The organism is Mesorhizobium sp. M0136 (genome assembly GCF_040322515.1).
Classification (GTDB): domain Bacteria; phylum Pseudomonadota; class Alphaproteobacteria; order Rhizobiales; family Rhizobiaceae; genus Mesorhizobium.
This window is the reverse complement of the sequence record NZ_JAMYTP010000022.1, coordinates 71,942-97,963: the sequence shown is the minus strand read 5'-3', so window position 1 is coordinate 97,963 and position 26,022 is coordinate 71,942. Positions and strand designations below refer to the sequence as shown.

At 63.5% G+C, this 26,022-nt stretch carries 23 protein-coding genes and 1 tRNA gene; 12 read left to right on the top strand and 12 right to left on the bottom strand.

Translation table 11 applies throughout. The features are described from left to right. The 4 genes from NKJ35_RS24095 to NKJ35_RS24080 all read right to left on the bottom strand — a co-directional run. Window positions 1–431: ABC transporter permease subunit (locus tag NKJ35_RS24095; protein ID WP_352649814.1), on the bottom strand; the 431-nt coding region annotated here is incomplete at its 3' end. Beyond that, on the bottom strand, window positions 431–1,162 hold the full coding sequence (locus tag NKJ35_RS24090) for an ABC transporter permease (protein ID WP_352649813.1): 732 nt from the start codon (window positions 1,160–1,162) through the stop codon (window positions 431–433). The genes NKJ35_RS24090 and NKJ35_RS24095, both read right to left, overlap by 1 nt. Before the next feature lie 126 nt (window positions 1,163–1,288). Continuing rightward, complete coding sequence (locus tag NKJ35_RS24085; protein ID WP_352649812.1) at window positions 1,289–2,083, bottom strand: transporter substrate-binding domain-containing protein; 795 nt, start codon at window positions 2,081–2,083, stop codon at window positions 1,289–1,291. 55 nt (window positions 2,084–2,138) lie between these two features. After that, the gene (locus NKJ35_RS24080) at window positions 2,139–2,948 is read right to left on the bottom strand and encodes an ABC transporter ATP-binding protein (protein ID WP_352480694.1); all 810 of its coding nucleotides are present in this window, start codon (window positions 2,946–2,948) and stop codon (window positions 2,139–2,141) included. 217 nt (window positions 2,949–3,165) lie between these two features. Between NKJ35_RS24080 and NKJ35_RS24075 the strand changes: the two genes are divergently transcribed. From NKJ35_RS24075 to NKJ35_RS24065, 3 genes are read left to right on the top strand one after another with little or no spacing between them, the layout of a single operon-like run. After that, window positions 3,166–4,014, top strand: a complete 849-nt coding sequence (locus NKJ35_RS24075; RefSeq protein ID WP_352649817.1) for a dimethylarginine dimethylaminohydrolase family protein — start codon at window positions 3,166–3,168, stop codon at window positions 4,012–4,014. Next, window positions 4,011–5,591 carry a 5-guanidino-2-oxopentanoate decarboxylase gene (locus tag NKJ35_RS24070; protein ID WP_254816061.1) on the top strand — a complete coding sequence of 527 codons (1,581 nt, stop codon included), beginning with the start codon at window positions 4,011–4,013 and terminating at the stop codon, window positions 5,589–5,591. Before NKJ35_RS24075 ends, NKJ35_RS24070 begins: the two co-directional genes overlap by 4 nt. A 57-nt stretch (window positions 5,592–5,648) precedes the next feature. After that, window positions 5,649–6,356: an SDR family NAD(P)-dependent oxidoreductase gene (locus NKJ35_RS24065; protein WP_352649811.1), complete on the top strand. Its 708-nt coding sequence runs from the start codon at window positions 5,649–5,651 to the stop codon at window positions 6,354–6,356. Between the two features lie 101 nt (window positions 6,357–6,457). Here NKJ35_RS24065 and rpsA read toward each other — a convergent pair whose 3' ends face one another. The 3 genes from rpsA to aroA form a co-directional block, all read right to left on the bottom strand. After that, complete coding sequence (gene rpsA / locus NKJ35_RS24060) at window positions 6,458–8,155, bottom strand: 30S ribosomal protein S1 (protein WP_023676278.1); 1,698 nt, start codon at window positions 8,153–8,155, stop codon at window positions 6,458–6,460. A gap of 204 nt (window positions 8,156–8,359) precedes the next feature. After that, window positions 8,360–9,010: a (d)CMP kinase gene (cmk, locus tag NKJ35_RS24055; RefSeq protein WP_352649810.1), complete on the bottom strand. Its 651-nt coding sequence runs from the start codon at window positions 9,008–9,010 to the stop codon at window positions 8,360–8,362. Between the two features lie 278 nt (window positions 9,011–9,288). Then, window positions 9,289–10,647, bottom strand: a complete 1,359-nt coding sequence (gene aroA, locus NKJ35_RS24050) for a 3-phosphoshikimate 1-carboxyvinyltransferase (protein WP_352649809.1) — start codon at window positions 10,645–10,647, stop codon at window positions 9,289–9,291. A 194-nt stretch (window positions 10,648–10,841) separates the two neighbouring features. Between aroA and NKJ35_RS24045 the strand changes: the two genes are divergently transcribed. Together NKJ35_RS24045 and NKJ35_RS24040 are read left to right on the top strand one after the other, a co-directional pair. Further along, a complete protein-coding gene (locus tag NKJ35_RS24045) occupies window positions 10,842–11,231 on the top strand; it encodes a TIGR02300 family protein (RefSeq protein ID WP_254816066.1) in 390 nt (129 codons plus the stop codon). A 163-nt stretch (window positions 11,232–11,394) separates the two neighbouring features. Continuing rightward, window positions 11,395–11,470: transfer RNA gene (locus NKJ35_RS24040), tRNA-Ala, on the top strand. Window positions 11,471–11,651: 181 nt separating this feature from the next. Here NKJ35_RS24040 and NKJ35_RS24035 read toward each other — a convergent pair. Both NKJ35_RS24035 and NKJ35_RS24030 read right to left on the bottom strand, forming a co-directional pair. Then, window positions 11,652–12,068 carry a hypothetical protein gene (locus tag NKJ35_RS24035; RefSeq protein ID WP_352480699.1) on the bottom strand — a complete coding sequence of 139 codons (417 nt, stop codon included), beginning with the start codon at window positions 12,066–12,068 and terminating at the stop codon, window positions 11,652–11,654. Window positions 12,069–12,192: 124 nt separating this feature from the next. Next, window positions 12,193–12,324, bottom strand: coding sequence for a type 2 periplasmic-binding domain-containing protein (locus NKJ35_RS24030; protein ID WP_352649808.1), 132 nt, complete (start codon window positions 12,322–12,324; stop codon window positions 12,193–12,195). A gap of 168 nt (window positions 12,325–12,492) precedes the next feature. Here NKJ35_RS24030 and NKJ35_RS24025 point away from each other — a divergent pair, with 168 nt between their 5' ends. Both NKJ35_RS24025 and ampH read left to right on the top strand, forming a co-directional pair. Next, window positions 12,493–13,992: a helicase HerA domain-containing protein gene (locus NKJ35_RS24025; RefSeq protein WP_352649807.1), complete on the top strand. Its 1,500-nt coding sequence runs from the start codon at window positions 12,493–12,495 to the stop codon at window positions 13,990–13,992. Window positions 13,993–14,480: 488 nt separating this feature from the next. Further along, entirely contained in the window at window positions 14,481–15,605 is a 1,125-nt protein-coding gene (gene ampH / locus NKJ35_RS24020) for a D-alanyl-D-alanine-carboxypeptidase/endopeptidase AmpH (RefSeq protein ID WP_352649806.1), read from the top strand. 440 nt (window positions 15,606–16,045) lie between these two features. Here ampH and NKJ35_RS24015 read toward each other — a convergent pair whose 3' ends face one another. Together NKJ35_RS24015 and NKJ35_RS24010 are read right to left on the bottom strand one after the other, a co-directional pair. Further along, a complete protein-coding gene (locus NKJ35_RS24015) occupies window positions 16,046–18,517 on the bottom strand; it encodes a PAS-domain containing protein (protein ID WP_352649816.1) in 2,472 nt (823 codons plus the stop codon). Between the two features lie 81 nt (window positions 18,518–18,598). After that, a complete protein-coding gene (locus NKJ35_RS24010) occupies window positions 18,599–19,693 on the bottom strand; it encodes a branched-chain amino acid ABC transporter substrate-binding protein (protein ID WP_352649805.1) in 1,095 nt (364 codons plus the stop codon). Window positions 19,694–20,112: 419 nt separating this feature from the next. Between NKJ35_RS24010 and NKJ35_RS24005 the strand changes: the two genes are divergently transcribed. The 5 genes from NKJ35_RS24005 (at window position 20,113) to NKJ35_RS23985 (ending at window position 25,418) form a co-directional block, all read left to right on the top strand. Then, a complete protein-coding gene (locus tag NKJ35_RS24005; protein ID WP_023676288.1) occupies window positions 20,113–20,712 on the top strand; it encodes an ANTAR domain-containing response regulator in 600 nt (199 codons plus the stop codon). A gap of 2 nt (window positions 20,713–20,714) precedes the next feature. Next, window positions 20,715–21,953: a CmpA/NrtA family ABC transporter substrate-binding protein gene (locus NKJ35_RS24000; RefSeq protein ID WP_352649804.1), complete on the top strand. Its 1,239-nt coding sequence runs from the start codon at window positions 20,715–20,717 to the stop codon at window positions 21,951–21,953. Between the two features lie 359 nt (window positions 21,954–22,312). Further along, window positions 22,313–23,629 (top strand): CmpA/NrtA family ABC transporter substrate-binding protein, encoded by a 1,317-nt coding sequence (locus NKJ35_RS23995; RefSeq protein WP_352649803.1) that lies wholly within the window; start codon window positions 22,313–22,315, stop codon window positions 23,627–23,629. Window positions 23,630–23,712: 83 nt separating this feature from the next. Beyond that, the gene (gene ntrB / locus NKJ35_RS23990; RefSeq protein WP_352649802.1) at window positions 23,713–24,609 is read left to right on the top strand and encodes a nitrate ABC transporter permease; all 897 of its coding nucleotides are present in this window, start codon (window positions 23,713–23,715) and stop codon (window positions 24,607–24,609) included. A gap of 11 nt (window positions 24,610–24,620) precedes the next feature. After that, window positions 24,621–25,418 carry an ABC transporter ATP-binding protein gene (locus NKJ35_RS23985; protein WP_352649801.1) on the top strand — a complete coding sequence of 266 codons (798 nt, stop codon included), beginning with the start codon at window positions 24,621–24,623 and terminating at the stop codon, window positions 25,416–25,418. Window positions 25,419–25,699: 281 nt separating this feature from the next. Here NKJ35_RS23985 and NKJ35_RS23980 read toward each other — a convergent pair whose 3' ends face one another. Further along, the gene (locus NKJ35_RS23980; protein ID WP_352649800.1) at window positions 25,700–25,984 is read right to left on the bottom strand and encodes a hypothetical protein; all 285 of its coding nucleotides are present in this window, start codon (window positions 25,982–25,984) and stop codon (window positions 25,700–25,702) included. Window positions 25,985–26,022: the final 38 nt, after the last annotated feature.

The window sequence follows — 26,022 nt, the reverse complement described above, 5'->3', positions numbered from 1 at the left end:
AGAGAAAGAACGGCGTAGGGCCATGCCTGCCTTAGAATGGGCCAGAGGAACGACTCGCGTATCCAAGGAAATTGCGGAAACAGCGAACCCAGTCCGTAGTAGAGCAGCCAGAGCTGGAGCAGCAGCGGCGTGCCGCGAATAATCGTGCAGAACACCTTGGCCGGCACACTCAAGATCGGCGGGCCGATCACCTGCGCAAGGCCGAGGGGAATGGCCAGCGCGATGCCCAGCACCGACGTTACCACAAGCAGCCAGATGGTCCGCCATATGCCTTGCAAGGCCAGCGGCAGATAGGCGGGCAGCCAATCCCAGCGCATGAGGAAAATCGATGCCACTACGACAACCAGCGCGATCAGGATCAGCGCTATGCGGTGCGGCTGCATCCACAGCGAGGCCCGTGCGGCGGCGTCAATGACCGGAGTTTCGGCCATCAATGCGATCCCGCGATCGAGGGCATGCCGCGTCGTGCCCAGCGCTCAACGCGCCCGATAGCGATGTTGGAGACGAGGGTCAGGACAAGATAAAGCGCGCCCGCCGCCATGAAGAAGGTGAAATAAGCCTTCGTCGCGCCGGCTGCCGTCCGTGTGGTTTGGGTCAGTTCATTAACGCCGACGATCGCGAGAAGCGCGGTGTCCTTGGTGGCGATCAGCCACAGATTTGCCAAGCCCGGAATGGCGAAGGGCAGCATCGCCGGCAGCGTAATGCGCCTGAGAAGCAGGCCGGGAGGCATTCCATACGCCCGGGCGGCTTCGATCTGGCCTTGCGGAATGGCGCGGATTGCGCCGCGCAAGACTTCGGTGGAGTAGGCGCCCTGCACGACACCGAGCACACCTATGCCGGCGACAACCCCGTTGATATCGATCGCGGCATAGCCGAGCGCGGTAAGCAATTGGTTGATGAGGTCGGTACCAGCGAAATAAAGCAGCAGGATCAGGACCAATTCGGGCACGGCGCGGACCACTGTGGTGTAGACTTCCAGCAGGTCACGGACCACCGGCCCGCCATAGAGCTTGCCATAGGCGCCGCCGACACCGATCACAAGACCGACCCCAAAGGAACCGAAGGCAATTCCGACCGAGTTTGCCAGCCCGTGCAGAAGGCTGAGACCCCTGCCGTTCGGCGGTTCGAAGGACAGCAATTCCAGCGAACTGGCTCCGAACATGGTGGCGAGAACGTCGCTCAGCTTATGTCCCCCTGGACTTCCGGGTTGAGGCGCCAATGATGTATCAAGCCGGACGTGCCATCGCGACGATGGCGGCTAGGCCTGCCCGGCTTGATGCCGCTGCTGTCAGTTGGACTGCGACTCGCCGCCGTAGATGTCGAAGTCGAAGTACTTCTTGGTGATTTCGGCATACTTGCCATTGGCTCGGATAGCCTTGATTGCGGCATTGAGCTTATCCTTGAGCTCGGTGTCGCCTTGGCGTACGCCGGCGCCGACGCCAGGCCCGAGCACTTCCAGGTCCGGTGCGACATAACCCTTGAGGTCGCAGCACGCTTTGCCTTGATCCGACTTCAAAAATGCGTCGAGCGCGATCGAATCGGCCTGGGTGGCATCGATCCGGCCGGCGGCGAGATCCTGATTTGCCTCGTCCTGCGTCTGGTATTCCTTGATTTCCGAAGCGTCGGTGAAGTGCTTCTTGGCGTAGGCGGCGTGCACCGTGGAGGCCTGAACGCCGATTGTCTTGCCCTTCAGCCCCTCCGGCGTCGCATCGAATTTCTGATCCTTGGCGCCGATCACCGCGGTCGGCGTGTTATAATATTTGTCGGAGAAGTCGATTTCCTTCTTGCGTTCGTCGGTAATGGACATCGAATTCATGATTGCATCGATCTTCTTGGTCTTAAGCGCCGGGATAAGGCCGTCCCATGGGACTGGCGTCAATACGCAATCCAGCTTGGCTTCGCCGCAGATGGCGTTGACGATGTCGACTTCCCAGCCGCCCCACTTGCCGGAGGCATCCTGCGAGTAAAACGGCGGATAGGCTTCAGGCGAAAATCCCACCTTGATCTGTTCGGCGCTTGCCGAAAATGCACCCGACAATGCGATCAGCGTGGCCGCGAGCACCGTTTTGAGAAAAGGTTTCATTTCTTTCAGTTCTCCCGTTTTTTGCTTTGACGTTCCCGTCTGCTTTTCTCGCAAGTCATCCAACATTGCGCAGAAACTGCTTCAGTCTTTCGGATCTGGGTGCGCCGAAAACCTGTTCCGGCGGCCCTTGTTCCTCGACCAGCCCGTTATGGAGGTAGACGACATGCGTCGCGACCTCGCGGGCAAACTTCATCTCATGGGTGACCAGCACCATGGTGCGACCTTCGCGCGCCAGGTCGCCGATCACCTTCAGCACCTCACCGACCAGCTCCGGGTCGAGCGCCGAGGTCGGCTCATCGAACAGCATGACGCGCGGATTGATGGCCAGCGCCCTGGCGATCGCGGCGCGCTGTTGTTGGCCGCCCGACAGATAGGCGGGATAGACGTCGCGTTTTTCGGCAAGGCCGACGCGGGCGAGCAGCTTTTCCGCCTCGCCGATCGCCACATCGCGCTTGACGCCGAGCACATGCACGGGAACCTCGATGACGTTCTCGATCAACGTCATGTGGCTCCACAGATTGAAGTTCTGGAAGACCATGCCGAGCTTGGAGCGGATGCGTTCGATCTGCTTGCGGTCGGCGGGCACGGTGTGGCCGTGGCTGTCGGCCTTCAACCGGATCTGCTCGCCATTGACGCGGATGATGCCGCTGGTCGGGTTCTCCAGGCAGTTGATGCAGCGCAGCAGCGTGGATTTGCCCGAGCCTGAGCCGCCGATGATGGCGATCACCTCGCCGTCGCGCGCCGACAGCGAAACGCCCTTCAGTACGTGCAGGTTGCCGAAATTCTTGTGCAGGTTCTCGACGTGGATGGCTTCGGCAGCACCGTTTTGCGCCTGATGCTTCAGGGCGGTGACGGGCGCTGTCATCGTCGCGGCGCCCCGCGGAGCGACCGAGGCAGTCCTTGCTGGAATTTTTTACCCATTACCCGTCACTGGACAGCGTTCCGATTCTCAAGATGGACCGTTCCGCTTGCCTCCGTCAACCGCAGTTTTTGGACCATTGATCACCGCTTGCCGAGTGGCTATTGGCAGGAGGGGCGCATTTCAGGAGAATTTAGTGGGCAAAGCATACGGGTCGCAGTCGATGGCCGGGGCGCTGCAGCGCGTGCTGATGCGCTCCGCCGCCAGCGCCATGCGTCGGGCCGAAGCGCTGGATTGGCACTATGGCCCCGGCTTCGATCCGCAAAAAGCGGCGGCCCAGCATGATGCGCTGGCCAGGCTGATTTCTGTCTCAGGCGCCGAAATCGAATGGCTGAGCGACGCCGATGACGGGCTTGCCGATTCGGTCTTCACCCACGATCCCTCGCTGATGACCGACCACGGCGCGGTTATCCTCGCTATGGGCAAGGCGCTGCGCCGGCCCGAGCCAGGCCTGCACGAGGCAGCCTATGGGCGCATGGGCATCCCCATCCTCGGTCGTATCGACGCTCCCGGCCAGGTCGAGGGCGGCGACTGCGTGTGGGTGGATGCAAACACGCTGGCCGTCGGCCGCGGCGTGCGCACCAATCAGCTCGGCATCCAGCAGCTCTCCAACCTGCTTTCGCCCAAGGGTATCCAGGTCTACGGCTTCGACCTGCCGCTCTGGCAAGGCGAGGAGGCCTGCCTGCACCTGATGTCGGTGATCAGCCCGCTCGCCGACGATCTGGCGCTGGTCTATGCGCCCCTCCTGCCGGTCGCCTTCCACCAGATGCTGCGCGAACGGGGCATTCGGCTGGTCGAGGGCGACGCCGACGAATTCTTCGCCTCGAATGGGCTCAGCCTCAACGTCCTGCCGACCGCGCCGCGCCAGGTTATCGCCGTTGCCGGTTTTCCGAAGACGGCGGCTGCCATGCAGGCCGCTGGCTGTACGGTCTCGACATTCGAGGCCGATGCGCTGTGCATTGCCTGCGAGGGCGGCCCGACCTGCCTCACACGCCCGGTGCTAAGACAATGACGACCATCGGCGAAGCGCTCATCACCTTGCTCGAAGCGCACGGCGTCGACACAGTCTTCGGCATTCCCGGCGTACACACGGTCGAGCTCTATCGCGGGCTTGCGCGGTCGAAGATCCGTCACGTCACGCCGCGCCACGAGCAGGGCGCCGGCTTCATGGCTGACGGCTATGCGCGCGCCAGCGGCAGGCCGGGCATCGCCTTCGTCATCACCGGGCCGGGGCTGACCAACACCATCACCGCCATGGGCCAGGCGCGCGCCGATTCGGTGCCGATGCTGGTAATCTCGGGCGTCAACGCCACACCGACGCTGGGCAAAGGCCTTGGCCATCTGCATGAACTGCCGGACCAGCGCGGCATGATGGAGAAGGTGGCGCTGTTTTCGCACCGTGTCACCGAGGCCGGCGAACTGCCCGGCGTGCTCGCCCGCGCCTTTGCACTGTTTTCATCCTCGCGTCCGGGTCCGGTGCATATCGAGATCCCGACCGATGTCATGAGCCTGCCTGCCAACGGCATCGTGCCGCTGCTGCGGAATTCAGCGCCGCCCGAGCCGGATGTGGCGGCGATTGCCGGGGCGGCAAGGCTATGCGCGTCTGCCCGCCGGCCGCTTATCCTGGCCGGCGGCGGCGCCAAAGCGGCCGAAGCACCGTTGCAGCGCCTTGCCGAGAGGTTGGGAGCGCCGGTCGTCCAGACCGCCAATGCGCGCGGCCTGCTCTATCGCCATCCGCTTGGCGTGCCGGCCAGTCCCAGCCTGAAGGCGGTGCGTGCGCTGATGGCCGGCGCCGATCTGGTCATTGCCGCCGGCACCGAATTCGGTCCGACCGACTATGATGGCTATGGCGACGGCGGTTTTGTCCTGCCTGCCAATCTGATCCGTATCGACATCGGCGCCGACCAGCTTGCCCGCCGGCCGGCCCGGATTTCGATCCAGGCCGATTGCGGTGCAGCGCTCGAGGCGCTGCGTGCCGAACTCGGCACGGGCCAGGCGCAATCGGTCGACGGCGCCGCTCGCGCCGCCGCGACGCGGCAAGCGGCCTTTGCCGAGATCGGCCCGGCTATGCAGGCGCAACTGCGCGCCGTCGAGACGATCCGCGATGCGCTGCCTGGCGCGATCATCGTCGGCGATTCGACCCAGCCGGTCTACGCCGCCAACCTCTATTACGATCATGACCGGCCGGGCGGCTGGTTCAACGCGGCCACCGGCTTCGGCGCGCTTGGCTATGGCCCGGCGGCGGCGATCGGCGCCGTCCTTGCCAGGCCTGAGGCGCCGGTCGTTTGCCTCACCGGCGACGGCGGCTTCCAGTTCACCCTGCCGGAACTGGGCGCCGCGCTCGACGCTGCGGCACCGGTGATCTTCGCCGTCTGGAACAATCGCGGCTACCGCGAGATCGAAACCTCGATGCTCGACGTCGGCGTCGAGCCGGTCGGCGTCTCCCCGGCACCGCCGGATTTCTGCAAATTGGCCGAAGCCTACGGCATTGCCGCTGAGCGGATTTCCGGCGCCGGCGGCTTGGCGGACGCGCTTGGGCGCGCGCGGGCGACTGGACGACCTTACGTCATAGAGATTTCGGTTGAGTGATCGCGCGAAAGGCGCGACCTTCCGGATCGGCGGCGCGCAATGACGGAGCGGTCGAATATGACGGAAACACTGGACGGCAGACATATCGTGGTGACCGGCGGCACCGGTGCCCTTGGCGGCGCGGTCGTAGGGAACCTGCTGGAGCAGGGCGCGATCTGCCATGTGCCCAACGCTCACGCTGCCGCGCCTGCACATTTCCCTTTCCCGACGCATGACCGCGTCAGGCTGGCGCATAACGTCGACCTCGCCGACCCTGCCAAGGTCGACGCCTTCTATGCCAGCGTTCCGAATTTATGGGCATCGGTGCATCTGGCCGGCGGCTTCACCGCCGCGCCGGTCGAGAAGATCGAGCCCGCCTCCTTCGCCGAGATGATGGACACCAACGCCCGCACCACCTTCCTGTGCTGCCGCGCGGCGATACGCTCGATGCTGGAATCTTCCATGCCGGGCCGCATCGTCAATGTCACCGCGCGAGCCGGGCTCGACCCGCGGCGCGGCTCCGGCAAGGTGGCCTACGCCGCCGCCAAGGCGGCAGTCGCCGCGATGACCGTGGCAATGGCCGAAGAGCTGAAGGGCAACGGCATCCTGGTCAACGCCGTGGCGCCCTCGACGCTCGACACGCCGGCCAACCGGGCTGACATGCCGAACGCAGATTTCAGCAGATGGGTCAGCCTTGAAGCGGCCGCCGAGGCCATTGCCTATCTCGCCTCGCCGGCCAACATGGCCATCAGCGGCACGCTGGTGCCGCTTTACGGCAGGGCCTGAGCCTACGGTCCGTCGCAAAGGTCACAAGCAAAAGCCCCGCCGGATCGTTCCGGCGGGGCCTTTTTGTTTCGTTTATAACCCGCGCGAGGCGCGGTATTGGCTTAGCTGCCCTGCTTCTTCAGCGCGGCGCCAAGGATGTCGCCCAGCGAAGCGCCGGAATCGGTCGAACCGTATTGGGCGACCGCCTCCTTCTCTTCGGCGATTTCCAGCGCCTTGATCGAGACCTGCAGTTTGCGGGTCTTCTTGTCGAAGGCGATGACGCGGGCGTCGACCTTCTGGCCGACGGTGAAGCGCTCCGGGCGCTGCTCGTCGCGGTCACGGCTGAGGTCGGAGCGCTTGATGAAAGTCTCGATGCCGCTGTCGACCAGCCGCACTTCCAGACCGCCATCCTTCACGCCGATAACCTCGCAGGTGACGACTGCGTTCTTGCGCAGTTCGCCCGACGTCGCTGCTTCGCCGACCGTATCCTTGGCCAGCTGCTTGATGCCGAGCGAGATGCGTTCCTTGTCGATGTCGACGTCGAGCACCTGCGCCTTGACCATGTCGCCGCGATTGTACTCCTCGATCACCTGCTCGCCCGGACGGGTCCAGTCGAGGTCGGAAAGGTGGACCATGCCGTCGACGTCGCCTTCGAGGCCGATAAACAGGCCGAACTCGGTCTTGTTCTTGACCTCGCCCTCAACCTGGCTGCCGACCGGATGGCTGCGCGCGAAGGCTTCCCACGGGTTCTCCAGCGTCTGCTTGAGGCCGAGCGAGATACGGCGCTTGGCCGGATCGACTTCGAGCACCACAACGTCGACTTCCTGCGTTGTCGACAGGATCTTGCCCGGATGCACGTTCTTCTTGGTCCACGACATTTCCGAAACGTGGATGAGGCCTTCGATGCCCGGCTCCAGCTCGACGAATGCGCCGTAGTCGGTGATGTTGGTGACGGTACCCTTGATCTTCTTGCCGATCGGGAACTTGGTGCCGATCTCGGACCACGGATCGCTCTCGAGCTGCTTCATACCGAGCGAGATGCGGTGGGTTTCCTGGTTGATGCGGATGATCTGCACCTTGACCGTCTGGCCGATATTGAGGATTTCGGTCGGATGGTTGACGCGGCGCCATGCCATGTCGGTCACGTGCAGCAGCCCATCGATGCCGCCGAGGTCGACGAACGCACCATAGTCGGTGATGTTCTTGACGACGCCTTCGACTACCTGGCCCTCTTCGAGGTTCTGCACGATTTCCGAACGCTGTTCGGCGCGGCTTTCCTCGAGCACGGTGCGGCGCGACACCACGATGTTGCCGCGGCGGCGATCCATCTTGAGGATCTCGAAGGGCTGCGGGTTGTGCATCAGCGGCGAGACGTCGCGGATCGGGCGGATGTCGACCTGGCTGCGCGGCAGGAAGGCCACGGCGCCGTCGAGGTCGACGGTGAAGCCGCCCTTGACCTGGTTGAAGATGACGCCTTCGACGCGTTCGCCCTTGGTGAACTTCTCTTCGAGACGTACCCAGCTCTCTTCGCGGCGGGCCTTCTCACGCGACAGCATGGCTTCGCCAAGCGCATTTTCGATACGCTCGACATAGACCTCGACCGTGTCGCCGACCTTGAGCGTCGTGTCCTTGCCCTTGACGCCGAATTCCTTCAGCGGCACGCGGCCTTCGACCTTGAGGCCGACGTCGATGATAGCCATGTCCTTCTCAATGGCAGTGATGATGCCCTTGACGACCTGGCCTTCGCCGGAATGGCCGGCGGAAAATGATTCTTCGAGCAGGCTCGCGAAATCATCGCGAGTGGGATTTGCAACTGACATAGTTTCTCCTGGAATGCCCCGCATCTGTCGCGGGGCGGGCGCCGTGGGTTAGCGTTGCGTTGGCCTGCCGGCGTTCCGGGCAAACAGCCCTTGGCCGCCCTTGAGCGGCAATTCCGGCGCATGAAGAATGCTGGCAGGCTGGTTCACGCCCAATATGGGAATTCTTTTGGTCGCCGGCAATCGGCGGCGGCAGGAAAACCCGGCTCAGGCTTCGTTTCTCTTAGCCAGGACGTCGTCGATGATCGCCCGAGCTGCCAGAAACGCGGCCTCTATAGCCATTTCCGACGTGTCGAGCAAGTGCGCGTCGACGGCCGGCTTCAAGGGCGAGTCCGCGCGGCCCATGTCGCGCTCGTCGCGGCGCACGATATCGGCAAGGATTTCGTCGAAATTGGCGGTGCCGCCGATGCTCTCGATTTCATCCAGCCGCCGCTTTGCCCGCACCTCGGCACTGGCCGTGACATAGAGCTTTACGTCGGCATCGGGACAGACGACGGTGCCGATGTCGCGGCCGTCGAGCACCGCGCCAGGCGGTGTTCTTGCGAAGTCACGCTGTTTCTCTACCAGGATGCGCCGCACCGACGGGATCACTGCCACTTTCGAAGCCGCCTCGCCAACGGCGTGTGCCGAAAGCACTGCGCGGTCGAGCTTTGCCGGATCGACCTGCCGGGCCGCGGTTTCAGCGGCCGAAACATTGTCGAGCGGCAGGCCGAGCCGGAGCAGTGCATGCGCCACCGCGCGATAGGTAAGGCCGGTGTCGAGCAGGTTCAGCCGGTAGTGATCAGCGAGCCGGCGGGCGAGCGTGCCCTTGCCGGCGCCGGCCGGGCCGTCGATGGCGATGCTGAAGGGGGTGCTCATCGGCTGCCTGCCGCCTTTGTCCGCTTGGCAACAGGCCACCGCGCCTTCGTCATCCCAGGGCGCAGCGATCGCGTAGCGGAGCGAAGACCCTGGGATCCATGCCGTAACGTCAGCCGAAGAATGCTGTGAACCAGAATTCTGCACCGTTGCGATGCTCTGACGTCACGGCATGGATCCTGGGGTCTTCGCCGCGTCGCTTCGCTCTTTGCTTCGCCCCAGGATGACGAAGGGAAGGATGTTGGCGCCCAATCTCCAAGGTTTGCGATTGCCATCAACTGTCACTCGATCTCCGCCCCCAGCCCCTTCATCAGCCCCATGAATTCCGGAAAGCTCGTAGCAATCATCGCCTGGTCGTCGATGGTCACAGGTTTTTCCGTCGCCAGCCCCATCACCAGAAAACTCATGGCGATGCGGTGGTCGAGATGGGTCTGGACGATGGTGCCCTTCCCGTTGGGGTGTTGGCCGAGGCCCTTGCCGCCGGGTTTTCCGCGCACCGCGAGCGAAGCCTCGCCCTCGGTGCAGTCGACGCCGTTGAGCGTTAGCCCGTTGGCAACCGCCGACAGCCGGTCGGATTCCTTCACCCGAAGCTCTTCCAGCCCGAGCATCAGCGTTTCGCCCTCGGCGAAGCTGGCCGCCACGGCAAGCACCGGATACTCGTCGATCATGGTCGGCGCTCGTTCGGGCGGCACGGTGACGCCCTTCAGCTCGGAATAGCGCACGCGCAGGTCGGCGACGTCCTCGCCGCCTTCGTTGCGCGGGTCGATTATATCGATGCGCGCGCCCATTTCCTGCAGCGTCAACAGAAGTCCGGTGCGGGTCGGGTTCATCAGCACGTTTTCGATTGTAATGTCCGAGCCCGGCACGATCAGCGCCGCCACCAGTGGAAAGCCCGCCGAGGAGGGGTCGCCTGGCACCGCGATGGTCTGCCCGGTGAGCTTGCCCTGGCCTTCGATGAAAATGTGGCGCACGCCGCGCTCGTCGGTCTCGACCGACAGATTGGCGCCGAATCCCTTGAGCATCTTTTCGGTGTGATCGCGCGTCATCACCGGCTCGATGACGGTGGTGATGCCCGGCGTGTTCAGCCCAGCCAGCAGCACCGCCGACTTGACTTGTGCCGATGCCATCGGCACGCGGTAGGTGATCGGCGCGGCGTGTTTGGGCCCGTGCAGCGTGATCGGCATGCGGTCGCCAGGCGTCGCCTTCAGCACCTGCACGCCCATCTGGCGCAGCGGCTCGAGCACGCGGCCCATCGGCCGGCCGGACAGCGAGGCGTCGCCGATGAAGGTGGTTTCCATGTCATAGGTGCCGACCAGGCCCATGGTGAGGCGGGAGCCCGTGCCGGCATTGCCGAAATCGAGTGGGCCTTCCGGCTGCAGCAGCGCGCCATTGCCGGTGCCGCGGATCACCCACTCGGTGCCATGCTTCTCGATATGAGCGCCCATCGCCTTCATGGCAGCGCCCGTACGCATTACGTCCTCGCCTTCCAGCAGCCCGGTGATGCGGGTTTCGCCAGAGGCCAGGCCACCGAACATGAACGAGCGGTGCGAGATCGACTTGTCGCCCGGCACCCGTGCCGCACCTGAAAGGCCAGATGATTTGCGGGCGGTGGCCTGTTTCGGGGCAGCAGCGTGCGACATGGTTCTTTCCTGGAAACGCCGGCGCCCGGCTATTTTCTTCTGGTTTGCGCGGTCTCCTATCATGGCGGACCGAAATGGTCATCCCCTTGGTACGCAGGCCTTCGAATTCACGCTTTTTGGGACGCCGGCTTTTCGCTTTGACAGCGCCGTAAACTCTGGTTAAGGGGACCAAACTTTCATCGACGAGGCTTGCTGTGGCAAAACCCGAACTTGGCACCAAACGCATCGACCCGGAGACAGGTCGAAAATTCTATGACTTGAACAAGGACCCGATCGTCTCGCCTTACACGGGCAAGAGCTATCCGCGCTCCTATTTCGAAGAGGGCAAGATCGCCGCCCTCGAGGAAGAAGAGGAAGTTGCCGAAAAGGAAGTGGACGCCGAGGAGGAAGAGGGCGTCGAGGTCGTCTCGCTCGAAGAGGCGGACGAGGACGCCAAGGCCGACGAGCTTCCCGATCTCGCCGATGACGAGGACGACGTCGACCTTGGCGATGATGAGGATGACACATTCCTCGCCGACGAGGAGGAAGAAGACGACGACGTTGCCGACATGATCGGCGTCGGCGACGACGACGACGAAGTCTGAGCGAACCGCATTCGCCGGCTTTCGCCGCGCCGCCTAGAAAAAGCGGTCGTTGAAGGCTTGATATTGACTTAAGGCGGGGTTAGAAGCCGCCTGCACGAACGGCGCGGTCTAGAAACCGCGCCGGATCTCTTCGCCGGAAACGGCGCCGGCGAACTGCCGGAGTGGGGCCATAGCTCAGTTGGGAGAGCGCTTGAATGGCATTCAAGAGGTCGTCGGTTCGATTCCGATTGGCTCCACCAGTTCTCTTCGCGAAAATCAGCAGAACGGCCGCCGGTCCCGGGCTGGCCGCCATCTGTCGCGGACCTAGCTGAGACAAAATGTATGGCTAGCCGACCTCGGCTCGCCGTCCATCTAAAATGGTGAGCCCGTGCCCGGTCTGGACCAGGCAGCGGGCTGAAACGACCGCTGAGCAAAACTCCGTTACTTGTTGCAGTTCTGCATATCTGACGTCATGGCGCCGCTTGGGGTGTTGTTGTCGGTGTCGTTGCCTGCCGTATCCTTGCAGCGGTCCCCCATACCGTTTGTCTGCGGCGTGGTGGCGTTCGTTGCATTCGGATCGATCTGGTTCGGCGTAGTGGTACTGGTCCCGTTGTTGCCGCTGTTGCCGGCGGTGCCCGTGTCGACGCCGGTATTGCCGTTCATACCAGTTCCGCCAGTTCCCGAACCGGTTGATTGTGCCATGGCAGATGTGGCCAGGCCGATAGCAAGTAGGGATGCAGAGAGAATTTTCATCATCTTAGTGTCTCCATCGAGTTGCATCGCTGGATCGCGATCTATACCCAACGAGAGTTTTTCCAGGATGTTCCGTTCGACAGAAATAGTGATCGATACAGTCATTATGAGAGCTTTGTTGTTCGTCGTTTCGTGAATGGCGCCACGACAGTGGGTAAAAGGCGTGCCGCAAGCCGGTGTGTTGCCGGAAGCGCCAGCACCAGCGGCTCGTCGGGCAGGCCATGGACGATCAGCTCCGGGGTCGAGAGCGGGGATGCAGCACGCCGAGGTCGATCTCGCTGGCGGCGAGTGCTCTTTCCAGCAATGGCGAATTCATCCCGATGAGATCCACCTCGATCTCCGGATAACGGCTGCGAAACATCCGCACCGCCTCCTTATCGAATCGAAACGGCCCGTTTCATTCCAATCCTGTGCGATCCCCTGATCGTCAGCAGCATCCAGCCTGTGCGCAACACGGAGCGTCGGCCATGGCGCGCTCGACGGGCTGTGATGCGGTTGATAAGCCCTCTCCTTAAGGAGAGTTGAAGACATGACGGTTGCGATCGAGATGGGCCACACGAGCGCAGGCGCCCCGGCGGCGCTGGATCTTGAAGAACTGCTGGCGACGCGCCTTTTGGTGCAGGGCAATTCGGGCTCCGGCAAGTCCCACCTGCTGCGCCGGCTCTTGGAGCAGAGTGCGCCCTGGGTGCAGCAGACGATCATCGATCCCGAAGGCGACTTCGTGACACTGGGCGACCGTTTTGGCCATCTGGTGATCGACGCCGAGGAGCATACCGAGCGCGGCCTGCAGAGCGCCGGCGAGCGGGCGCGCATCCACCGCGTCTCCACGGTGCTTAATCTCGAGGGGCTCGACGCCGAGAACCAGATGCGGCGCGCCGCCGCCTTCCTCGGCGGACTTTTCGAGGTCGCCCGCGATCACTGGTATCCGATGCTGGTGGTGGTGGACGAGGCGCAGCTGTTCGCGCCGGCGGTTGCCGGCGAGGTTTCGGACGAGGCGCGCAAGCTCTCTCTCGGCGCCATGACCAACCTGATGTGCCGTGGCCGCAAACGCGGGCTGGCCGGGATCATCGCCACCCAGCGGCTGGCCAAGCTTGCCAAGAACGTCGCCGCCGAGGCTTCCAATTTCCTCATGGGCCGGACCTTTCTCGATATCGACATGGCGCGCGCCGCCGACCTGCTCGGCATGGAGCGGCGCCAGGCGGAAGCCTTTCGCGACCTCGAGCGCGGGCAGTTCATGGCGCTCGGCCCGGCGCTGTCGCGCCGTCCGCTCGGCTTGCGCATCGGCCCGACCGATACAAGCCCGCGCAACGCGACGCCGCGCCTGATGCCGCTGCCGGAATCGGGACTGGAGGACGCGCGCGCGATCATCCTGGCGGCCCCGCCGCCCGAAACCGTCCGGCCGCAGCGCCGGTCGTCGCCGGACCTGCTCGATCAGCTGATGGCGGCAAAATCGGCGGCGCTGGAAATCCGCCCCGAAGCGGTGGAGCCGCCGATCAGCGCCGAGGACTTGGCGGAGCGGCGCGAGCGTGTCGACCGGGTGCTGCGCGCTGTGCTGGCGCAACCCGACGCGGGCTTCCGTGTCATCGGCGTGCTCTATCAGGAGTTCGTGGTCCGCTGCCGCATAGAGGGCCTCGCCTCGGTCGTGCCGGACCTGCCCGCGTTCCGCCGCATGCTGACGCGCGCCCGCGCCGGCCTCGGCTCCGACATGGCCGACGATGACGCCTGGCAAGATGTCTCGGCGCGCGCCTCGCTGCTGCCCGAGGATATGCAGGGCGTGTTCATGATGATCGCCCGCGCGGCCAAGGAGGGGTGGCCCTGCCCGAGCGACGCGGCGATCGCCCGCGCCTATGGCTCGCACTCGCTGCGCCGCGCCCGGCGCCTGCTGACCTATATCGAGGAGCAGGGGCTGATCGTCTGCCAGCTGGATGGGGTTGGCCGGCGGACGGTGACGCTTGTCGAACTGGCCTGGGCGACGGCGCCGGGCGATCCGAATGCCGAGGAGGCGGAGCAGGGCAGTTTGGCGCTGTGAGGCGGCGGCCGAGCGCGCAAGGGGAATGCCACGCATCAAGGCGATGTATGACTAAGCGGCAGGTACAGCGCCGAGTCTTTTTTTGCGCAGATAGGGCCTCGCCGGCCCGCCACAGCTCTTCTGCCCGGTCTTCATCACACGACGACGATTGGCGCGACGCAGATACGCCTATTGTAAGTTGTTCGACGCTACAGCACTCCTGCCGACGGCGCTTTACATATCTTGTAAATCACCCGCGGGTCGGTTTTCTAATGAAGAGATCAGCCCCGATCAACTGACGAAGAACAAGAAATACGGCAGGACTATAGCGCAAATATCCGCAGAAACTATGCTGCCGCCGCCGATTACCCCCTTCGGTGCGTTCTGTTGACATATCCTGCTTCTGGAGAGATGGTAAGATACTACGCGGCGGCCCTTTTTTCCGAAGATTTTATTCTGCAGCTTTATCAAAGGAGTGGGCAATGCGTTTGTCTCGATCGCGCCGACTTATGGCCATCGCCTTGACGGCAATTGCAGCCGTTCCCTCTCATGGGCATGCCGAGGACAAGCTGCTGACGGAAGCGGTGCAGTTCAACGGTACGATCCTGTATCTCTCCACCAAGGTGCCTGGCCTGATCTTCGGCGCCGTGCGCAACGGCGAGACGGCCTTGGCCGGTTTCGGCAAGATTGCCGACGGGAGTGAAAAAGTGCCCGACGGCGACACAATGTTCCGCATCGCGTCCGTGAGCAAAGTGTTCTGCGGCAGCGTGCTTTCCTCGCTGGCGATCGACGGCAAGGTACAGCTCACCGACCGGCTGCAGGATCGCCTTGGCTGGGACGTCACGCTCCCGGAGAAGGATGGCCGCGCCCTCCGCCTGATCGATCTCGTCGCGCAAGCTTCCGGCCTTCCGCGGGAGGTGCCAGTGGCCGAGCCGCCCCCCTCCGACCCCTTCTCTACGAACACCAAAGAGGCGCAGATTGCCGCCCTCAAGGACAATCCGCTGCTCTTCGCGCCGGGCACCGCCGTTCTCTATTCGAACTTCGGATACGACCTCCTCGGAGCGGCGCTCGCGAATGTCTCTGGAAAGCCTTATGCCGAGGTCCTGCGGGAGCGTGTCCTCGATCCTCTCGGCATGAAAGACACGGTTTTCAACCCAAGACCGGAGGACCAGCCGCGCCTGATGCAGGGCCATAACTTCGACGGCAGCGCCATGCCCATCGTGCCGACGAGCACAGCCATGGAGTGCGCCGGTGGATTGTACTCGACCGCGGACGACCTGCTGCGCTGGATGAACTGGCATGTCGACAACAAGCCTTCCGCGGCCGACGCCGAGTTCCGCCTTTTGAACCACGCGGCTTTTTTGTACCGGGACGGGCTCGCGTCGGTGGTGGGGCTGGATGACGGCGGCCCGATGGACGCCATGGGTCTCGGATGGGTCATCATGCTCCCCAACGAGCATCGCCCGCTCATCCTCCAGAAGAGCGGCGGCCTGCAAGGGATGTTTCTCTATGTTGCGATTGCACCGACACGCGGCGTCGGCGCTTTCTTCGTCATGAACGAATTCAATGCCGCCGGCTTCATGGCGGGGGTCAAGACGACGAACGATCTCGTCGCAGAGATCGCTCCACGCTGATTTTCGCGCTGATCAGGGGGAACGTGCGCGATGATTAACGCTGTGGAGAGGCCTGACGGACGGCATGTTTCGTGGCAAGGCAAGCGCGACACCGGCTGGCCGACCGCTTAGCTATCCCCTCCTGAGGACGACCTTTGCCGGCGCCCGACCCGCTTCATCGCTGCTCACGGCCTGCTCAAGCGGCGGCCAAGGTTCTGCCTCTCGCCTCTTGGATTGGGGTGGTTTAGGCGAAAACTGACGTCGCTCAACATCAGCAAAGCGCCATATCCGGACCTTGCCAGTGATGCCGTGAATGTTAAGTCTCGGCTCCGATGCGGACGTTCCGCCCGAGTTCAAAGACTGACTGCGACCGTTCTGTGGCCTTCGCATCGACAGCGCCAATAGGCTGCCTCCCACATCCTACCCCTTGCGTCCATGGGAGGGTCGTTGTGAACCAAGCCCTACTGCCCGGGCTTGTAGGAAAGCCGATCCAGCGCGTCTCGAAGCGCGGTGGCAGCATCGTCACGCTCGTCAGCGGACATCAGCTCCGGTTCAAGTTCCAGACTGAAGTGCGGCAGCTCGGTTCGAACGGCGCGACAAGCGCCCGCTAGATTGGCCTTCAGATCGATGACGCGGTAGGTGGCGACGGGATAGGCGATCCCCTTGACCTGGACGTGCCCCATCTCCTCACAGTCGATCATGTCCTTCACTTGCGCAAACGTCTCGTAGGAAATGAGGACGGTCCCCGGTGGCGCCTCCTGTTCCAGGCGCGAGGCGAGATTCACGGCGCCGCCGATTATCGTGTAATCCATCCGGTCCTCGCTGCCGAAGTTACCGACAGTGCAGTAGTCGGTATGGATGCCGATGCGGCAGCGCAGCGGTGTCTCAATTCCAATGTCACGCCAGATTTCGGCAAGTTCGCTCATCCGCTTTTGCATGGTGAGAGCCATCTGCACACACGCCAGCGCGTCCTCCTTGACGCCGCGCGTCTCAGGGTCGCCGAAAAACATCAGAATCGCGTCGCCGACATATTTGTCGATCGTCGCGCCGTGATCCGAAGCAATTTTCGACATTTCCGTCAGATAGTGATTGAGGAGCTGGGTGAGATCCTCGGATTCCATTTTGTCAGTGGTCTCGGTAAAGCCGGCGATATCGGAGAAGCATATTGTCAGTTTCTTCCGCTGGCTGGCGATTCTAACGTCCTGGCGGCCGGCGAATATCGAGCTGTACACTTGCGGCGCCAGGTATTTGGCCAGCTTGCTGGAAAGCGCCTCTAGGGCCGCGGACTTCTCGGCGAGGTTCTCCTCCCTTTGCTTCAGCTCGGTGATGTCCGAATAGACGGCGACCGTGCCGCCGGCGCTGATCCGCCGCTCGCTGATCATGATCCATCGGCCGTCGCCTCGCCGCTGCACCCATGGTTCGCCAGGATTGCGGTGTCGCCACAGGCGCTCGGCAACCCACTCGTCGACCCGCCCCTCGGCGTCCCTGATGTAGCCGCGCTCGGCGGATCGGCGAATGATCTCCTCGAATGCTGTGCCAGGGGTTAGCTCGGTCTCCAGGCCAGCGTAAAGCAGTTCGCGGTAGCGGCTGTTGCTTAGGACAAGCCGGTCCTCTCTGTCATAGAGAGCGAAACCTTCGGAAATGCTTTCGATGGCATCGACTAGCCGCTGACGCGCTTCTGCAACGTCGCGCAGGTTCTTTTCCTCGACCTCGACAGCAGTATCCCGGAAGAGCTTCAGCGCTTGGGCCATGCGCCCGATTTCGTCGCTGCCCGCCGCCGGCAGCGGCGCATGAAGGTCGCCTCCCGCAATCGCGAGCATGCCTTGGCTCACGGCCCCCAGTCGGGCGAGGAGGCTGCGGTCGACATAGAGCCAGACAACCAGAACCGAACTCAGGAGGCTGAGGAAGGCGGAGCCGAGCACAACCGCGGTGCCGTAGCGCTGGACGAGCGCGGCTTCGCGACCGGACGCAGCGATCTCCTGGTCTGCCATGGCGACCAGGCGATCGACGCCAGCGGTGAGATTGCGCGACAGTCGATTGTTCTCGGCCAGAAGCCTTTCGCCCTGTGCCAGGACAGCAAACTCGTCCTCCCGCGCCTTGGGGATGCTGTCCTCGCCGTCGGTCAAACCCTTGAACTCGTCGACACGCTGCCGGAAGCGGGTCCGCAGCTTTTCGTCGATCTCCGTGGAAACCTTTTCAAGAGCAGTGAGCGAACGGCGTAGCGGAAAAAGGATCAACGCCAGGTCGCCCGGCATCGGCGCGTTCGCGACCTTTACCAGCGCGTCGTTGACTGCCGAGATCTCCAGCTGCGCCTTCTGCTGGGGGATGTAGGCCGCAATCGCCTGGACCAGCTCGGCCATCGCCGCTGCGCGTCGATCGGGCGCCAGCGACGAGTCGGCCGCGACCGCCCGCCATTGCGGGAGCCTGGAATCCATTACTAGGATGCCGGTGGCGACAAGGCGCTGGGCTCCGGTCGTCGTCGCGGCGAGGCGGTTCAGGAGCTCCTCCTTGCGGGCGACCACGTCGAGCCGGGCGACAACAAGAGAGTCGAGCTCCTTCAGGTTGCGCCTCAGAACAATCGCGGCTTCCTCGATCTCGGCCAAATGCACTGTGCCCAGCGTGGCATCCCGGAGGTCCGTGCGCAGGGCCTCGAGGCGGGACATCTCGAGCGCGACGGCAGCCGACACCTCGCTGTGCTGAGCCCTGCTTGTCGCTGCCAGCACCGATGGCGCGGCAGCAGCGACCCGTTCGGCCTGACGCGACAGCTGGAGGGAGGCGAGCGCCGACGGCACTCGATCCGTGGTAATTCGGTCGACGACGTCGCCAACCTGGAGGAAGGCATAAAGCGCCGCAGCGGTTGCCAGCACCGCAAGGGCGCTGATCCCGAAAAAGGCGAGCAACAGCCGGCCGCGTATGCCGAGGCGTTCAAGCATCTCGGCGAGTCGGAACAGTCCGGCCACACTGGTCTGCATCAGACTAGACATCTCAGCCGGCACGCCGGCGATCAGCGAACCTTATTCAACCGGCACGTATTCCCCGCCGCGCCAGACGTACCAAACCCAGCTCTGTTTCGTGAGGTCGCCCTTGTCGTCGAAATCGACCCGGCCGATGACGGTGTCGAATTCCTGTTCGTGCAGTGCCGCAATGACGGCCTTCGGCTCCAGCGAACCTGCCTTCGAGACTGCCTGGGCCCAAACCTGGACCGCGCAGTAGCTCAACAGCGTGTAGCCCGCGGGTTCGAAATTCTCCGCACGGAACTGCTCAACGACCGCGGCCGCTTCTGGGCTTCGCCTCGGGTCCGCCGGGAACGTGAAGAGGGTCCCCTCCGCCGCGGGCCCGGCGATCAGGGCAAATTCCTCAGTCGCCAAAGCATCTCCGGATATGAGCTGAACCGTGTAGCCACTGTCGTGTGCAGCGCGAGCAATCAGCGCAACCTCGGCATGATACCCACCCACATATAAGGCGGAGACGCCGGCGGTCTGCAACGCAGCGACCTCGGCCGAATAGTCGTCCTTCCCGGGAATGTATGCGTCGTAAACGGCCTTAGTCACGCCCCGCTTGTTCAGCTGCTTCCTGGTCTCGTCGGCGAGACCCTTCCCATAGGTCGAGTTGTCGTGGAGGATCGCAATCTTCTTGTTGCCCCAGTGATCGGCAAGGTAGTTGCCGGCGATGAAACCTTGCGCGTCGTCGCGGCCAATGGTGCGAAAGACATTGGCACGGCCCTGTTCGGTCAGCTGCGGATTGGTCGAGCCTGGGGATATCTCAACGACGCCCGCCTCCTCGTACACTTTTGATGCGGGGATCGAGGCCCCGGAGCAATAATGCCCGACGACGAGCACGACCCCGTCAGCCACCAGCTTCTTGGCGGCCGCCACAGCTTGCTCGGGATCGCAGAAGTCGTCGACCGAGATGAGCCTCACCTTCTGGCCGAGCACGCCGCCCGCCGTGTTGACGTCGGCCACTGCCATCTCCGCGCCGCGCTGTCCCTGCTCGCCGATCCAGGCAAGCCGTCCTGTCATCGCAGCCGAGACCCCGACCAGCACCTCCGCCCGCGCGGAACTTAATACGGCCGCGAGAACTGCGATCGCTATGGCGATGATGCGGTGCATGCGTGCATCCTCTGTCGGTAGCTTACGCCAATCCCGCCAGAGCCGACAGCCCCTTCGGCAAGCGCGGCTGTCTCGGGCTGTTATTGCAGCGCACACCCAATTTGGCGAAGCCATCATACACTGGAATGGCGTGTCATAACTCGTTCGCTGAGGTCGGAATCGCGCACGCGTTGGGCACGCCATAGGTCAGGCCGGTGCCGAGTCAGGCCAGGAAGGCCGGGATCTTGGCGCCTGAGGCGATCACCTACGCTGGTAAGACCCGCAGTCAGCCAGTGCCGATCAGGCGGGTGCCGGTGCCCGCGGCGTCAAGTCCGTCGCGCCGGCCGTCGCGTCCAGTGCCCCAGGCGGCCTGTCGGCTTTGTTTCCGTGAATCTCGCTATGCCGCATTGCACAATCGCCTCGCCTGCGCAAAATGCGGCATGATCCGCAAATCCCTCACTGTCCTGGTGATCGATGAAAACCACATCCGCGCTTCCATAATCGAAGCGGGACTGCGGGAGGCCGGGCATCAGCAGGTCACGGTCATCCACGACGTCGCCGGCATAGCGCGGCGAATCGCCGAGATCGAACCCGACGTCATCGTCATCGATCTCGAAAATCCCAACCGCGACATGCTCGAAAACATGTTCCAGCTTTCGCGCGTGGTGAAGCGGCCGATCGCCATGTTCGTCGACCGCTCGGACCAAGCGTCGATTGAGGCAGCGGTGGAAGCCGGGGTGTCGGCCTATGTCGTCGACGGCCTGCGCCAGGAGCGGGTCAAGCCGATCCTCGACATGGCGATCAGCCGCTTCAACGCCTTCTCGCGCATGGCGCGCGAACTGGAAGAGGCCCGCAGCGAGTTGGAGAGCCGCAAGGTGATCGATCGCGCCAAGGGCATCCTGATGAAGTCGCGCGGCCTGTCGGAGGACGCGGCCTACACGCTGCTGCGCAAGACAGCCATGAACCAGAACCGCAAGATCGCCGAAATCGCGCAGAGCCTGGTGACGGCGGCAGGGCTTCTGGATCCCGAGGAGAGTTGAGAATGGCGGCCGAGCACCGGATCAATGTTGGCTTCATGCCGCTCTTCGACAGCGCCATCCTTGTCGCGGCGAAGGAAATCGGCTTCGCCCTACGTGAAGGCATCGACCTGACGCTCAACCGGGAAACGTCCTGGGCCAACATCCGCGACCGCATCGCCATCGGCCATTTCGACCTGGCGCATATGCTGGGGCCGATGCCGATCGCCTGCAATCTGGGGCTGACGCCGCTCGCCTCCGACACCGTCGTGCCGTTCTCGCTCGGCCTCGGCGGCAATTGCGTGACGGTTTCTAACGCCGTCTGGGCCGGCATGGCCGCGCACGGCGCCCAACCCGATCTCGATCCGGCGCGGGCCGGCAAGGCGTTGGGCGCGCTGATCCGCGAAAGGGCGAATGGCGGCGGCGATCCGCTGCGCTTCGCCGTCGTCCATCCGCATTCCGGGCACAATTACGAACTGCGCTACTGGCTCGCCGCCTGCGGCATCGACCCGTCGCGTGAAATCGAAATCGTCATCGTGCCGCCGCCATTCATGGCCGACGCGCTCGCCGCCAGCAGGATCGACGGCTACTGCGTCGGCGAACCCTGGAACAGCGCCGCGGTCGTCGCCGGCACCGGCCATATCGCCACGGTCAAGGCGGCCATCTGGAAGACCAGCCCGGAGAAAGTCGTCGGCGTGCGGAAGGCATGGGCCGAAAGAGAGCCGGACGCGCTTTCGGCTCTGCTGCGCGCGCTGCATCATGCGGCGCGCTGGTGCCAGGACCCGGCAAACCGTGGCGAACTCGCGGCCCTGATGGCGCAGCCGGCCTTTCTCGGCCTGGCGCCGGCGCTTCAGATGCCGATCCTCAGCGGGCATCTGGCGCTCGGCGGCGGCGCCGAACTGAGCGTCGGCGACTTCTTTCTGCCCTTCGACAAGGCGGCGAACTTCCCGTGGAAGAGCCATGCGCTGTGGTTCTACACGCAGATGGTGCGCTGGGGGCATGTCGCGCACACGCCGGAAAACCTCGCTATTGCCCGCGACTGCTACCGCCCCGATCTCTACCGCTCGGCGTTGAAGCCGCTTGGCGTGGCGCTTCCCGGTGCCAATGCCAAGGTCGAGGGCGCGCTGAAGGCCGCGACTCCGGTCGGTTCGGCGGGGGCAAGCCTGGTGCTCGGTCCCGATGGTTTCTTCGACGGTCAGATCTTCGATCCCGACGAGATCGACGCCTACATTGCCGGCCAGAAATTGGCGCGCGCCGAAGTCTGATCATTTCGGCGCCATTCTTGTGCACTGCACAAAAAATGTGCGTGCAACTGCGCTAATGAACAATCTTTGGCTTGCTCGCCCGGCGGGCCGGGGCGCCGACGATTTTGGCATGCCGTTGATCTCATTGATGTTTATCATCCATTCCGAAACTGGCACGGTTCCTGCGTTGCAATAGGCAGACTCTTCTCGGGGTCACGGAATAGGCGTCCAATGGCGGGCGCTACAGGCAAAGCTGCCGCTCAGGTCAACACGCGATCCCGGATGGACGGACGCGCGAGGCCTGGCCGGCGGCTTTTTTGTTTTGGTCGAACACGCAATCGACGGCGCCGATCCCAAGCCGCGCCCAACCGGAGATGACGATGACGAAAAGCACCAATAGCCATTCCGCCCAAACGGCGATCAGCCGCCGCGATTTCCTGAGGATCAGCGCGGCCGCCGCGGCAACGCTGGCCGCGGCGCGTGCGCTGCTGCCCTCCGGCGCCTATGCGGCTACCGCCGTACCGGAAGTCACGGGCGCCAAGCTCGGCTTCATCGCATTGACTGATGCAGCACCGTTGATGATCGCCAAGGAGAAAGGCCTGTTCGAGAAATTCGGCATGCCCGATGTCGAGGTGCTCAAGCAGGCCTCCTGGGGGGCGACGCGCGATAATCTGGTGCTCGGCGGCGAAGCCAACGGCATTGACGGCGCCCATATCCTGACGCCGATGCCTTATCTGATGCACACCGGCAAGGTGACGCAAAACAAGCAGCCGCTGCCGATGGCGATCGTGGCGCGCCTCAACTACGACTGCCAGGGCATTTCCGTTGCCCAGGAATATGCCGCCACCGGCGTCGCCCTCGACGCCTCCAGGCTGAAGGATGCCTTCGCCGCCAAACAGGCCGCTGGCAAGGAGGTCAAGGCCGCCATGACCTTCCCGGGCGGCACGCACGACCTCTGGCTGCGCTACTGGCTGGCCGCCGGCGGCATCGATCCCGACAAGGACGTCTCGACCATCGTCGTGCCGCCGCCGCAGATGGTCGCCAACATGAAAGTCGGCAACATGGACGTGTTCTGTGTCGGCGAGCCGTGGAACGAGCAGCTCGTTCACCAGGGCGTCGGCTTCACCGCCGCCACCACTGGCGAGCTATGGAAGGGCCATCCGGAAAAGGCGCTCGGCCTGCGCGCCGCCTTCATCGACAAGTATCCGAACGCCACCAAGGCGATCCTGATGGCCGTCATGGAAGCCCAGCAATGGTGCGAAGCCAAGGAAAACAAGGACGAGATGGCCGCCATCATCGGCAAGCGGCAATGGATGAACGTGCCGACCGCCGACATCATCGGCCGCCTCAAGGGCGACATCAATTACGGCAATGGCCGCGTCGCCAACGGCACAGATCTCTACATGAAGTTCTGGCAGGGCGGCGTGTCCTATCCCTTCAAGAGCCACGACAGCTGGTTCCTCGCCGAAAACATCCGCTGGGGCAAGTTCGCGCCGACCACCGACATCAAGGCGCTGGTCGCCCAGGTCAATCGCGAGGATCTGTGGCGCGAAGCGGCCAAGGCTGTTGGTGTCGCCGCGGCCGATATCCCGGCGTCTTCATCGCGCGGCGTCGAGACCTTCTTCGACGGAAAGGTGTTCGATCCGGAGAACCCGTCCGCCTATCTCGACAGCCTGAAGATCAAGGCATCGGCCTGAACGGTGCAAACGGCGCTCGCGCCGTTTGTCGCCGCAAGCGCAACGGCGCCCTTGTCGCCAAATGCCAAAGGAACGTTCGAGAAATGTCTATCCAAGCCATCAAGGACCGCAAGGTGAAGCCGTTCCCCGCGCCTGCCAAGCCTGCCGAAATCATCGCCTTCACCGCCAGGACGCGGCGTCGCTTCGATCCGGCCGCAATCGCAGGCAAGCTGGCCAGCACGCTGGTGCCGCCGGTCATCGTCGTCGCCATCATGCTCGTCGTCTGGCAGGTCGCCTGTTCGTCGCCGACGGCCAGCCTACCGCCGCCAAGCCAGGTCTGGAACGAGGCCTATGACCTGATCGCCCATCCGTTCTTCAACAATGGCCCGCAGGACATTGGGCTCGCCTGGCGGGTGCTGATCTCGCTGCAGCGCGTCGCCATCGGCTTTGGCCTTGCGGCGGTCGTCGGCGTCGCGCTCGGCGCTCTGGTCGGCCAGTCGATCTGGGCGATGCGCGGCCTTGATCCGGTGTTCCAGATCCTGCGCACGGTACCGCCGCTCGCCTGGCTGCCGCTGTCGCTGGCGGCGTTCCGCGATTCCAGCCCGTCGGCAATCTTCGTCATCTTCATCACCTCGATCTGGCCGGTGATCATCAACACCGCCGTCGGCGTCCGCAACATTCCAGAGGACTATCGCAACGTCTCCCGCATCCTCAGGCTCAACCAGCTCGAATTCTTCGTGAAGATCATGGTGCCGGCCGCGGCACCTTACATCTTCACCGGCTTGCGCATCGGCATCGGTCTGTCCTGGCTTGCCATCGTCGCCGCCGAAATGCTGACCGGCGGCGTCGGTATCGGCTTCTTCATCTGGGATGCCTGGAATTCGTCGCGGCTGCCCGACATCATCGTCGCACTCGCCTATATCGGCGTCACCGGCTTTTGCCTCGACCGCCTGGTCGCGTCGGTCGGCGTCTTCGTCACCCGCGGCACAACGGCAAAGTGAGGAGAGGGACGATGACGGCCTATCTGAAACTCGACCATATCGACAAATCCTTCATGCGCGGCGGCCAGGTCAGCGAGGTCCTGAAGGACATAAGACTGACCATCGACAAGGGCGAATTCGTCTCGATCATCGGCCATTCCGGCTGCGGCAAGTCGACCTTGCTCAATCTAATCGCCGGGCTGACCAAGGTCTCGGCCGGCGCGGTTCTGTTGGAAGACAAGGAGGTCGACAGCCCCGGTCCCGAACGCGCCGTGGTGTTCCAGAACCACAGCCTGCTGCCATGGCTGACCGTCTACGAAAACATCAACCTCGCGGTATCCAAGGTCTTCGGCGGCAAAAAGAGCCGGGACGAACGGCATGACTGGATCATGCGCAATCTCGATCTCGTGCAGATGGCGCATGCGAAAGACAAGCGCCCAGCGGAGATTTCGGGCGGCATGAAGCAGCGCGTCGGCATTGCGCGCGCGCTCGCGATGGAGCCGAAGATTCTTTTGCTCGACGAGCCGTTCGGGGCGCTCGACGCGCTGACCCGTGCGCATCTGCAGGACGCGGTGATGGATATCCATTCCAGACTCGGCTCGACGACGATCATGATCACTCACGATGTCGACGAGGCGGTGCTGTTGTCCGACCGCATCGTCATGATGACCAACGGGCCGGCGGCCACCATCGGCGAGGTTCTTCCCGTGCCGCTGGCCCGGCCGCGTCGGCGCATCGAGCTTTCCTCCGACCGCACCTTCCTGCGCTGCCGCGAGGCGGTGCTGAAATTCCTCTACGAACGCCACCGCTTCGTCGAAGCCGCGGAGTGAGGCCCTAACGGGAAAACGCGTCATCATCATTGGAAATCTGCATCGGCAATAGGCAATCTACCGCATTGCACAAATATTATGCTGCTGTGCAAGGCATTTTGACTAATCTTTGATCCGCTGCCGAGCTTGGTCAAAAGTCGCGCGGCTGCGGTTCATATTGATTTCATTCGATAATTAAGAGCGCTGTCGAATTGGCACGCTTCCTGCTTTCCAAAATGTAGGGCCCGCAAGGGCCAAGTGACACGGCGTCCAATGGCGGGCGCCATAGGCAAAGCTGCCGCTCAGGTCCACACGCGCTCCCGGAATCCCGGACGCGAAGACCTGGCCGGCGGCTTTTTTGTTTTGACGCAATCGACGGCGCTGGTCCCAAGCGGCGCCAACCGGAGACCACGATGACGAAACGGATCGGAACTGGCGCGTGCCTCGCGGAATTCACGCGCCGCCATTTTTCTGGCCAGCAACGCGCTGTTCACCGCCGCGCTCGTGCTCTTTCCCGCTGGCGCCAAGACTGACGGCAAAGGTTTCGAAGTGACCGTGCACAGCTCGGTTTCAACCAGTTCGCCCATGCCGCGCCGCTGACAGTCGCGAACGAACAGCCAAGGGC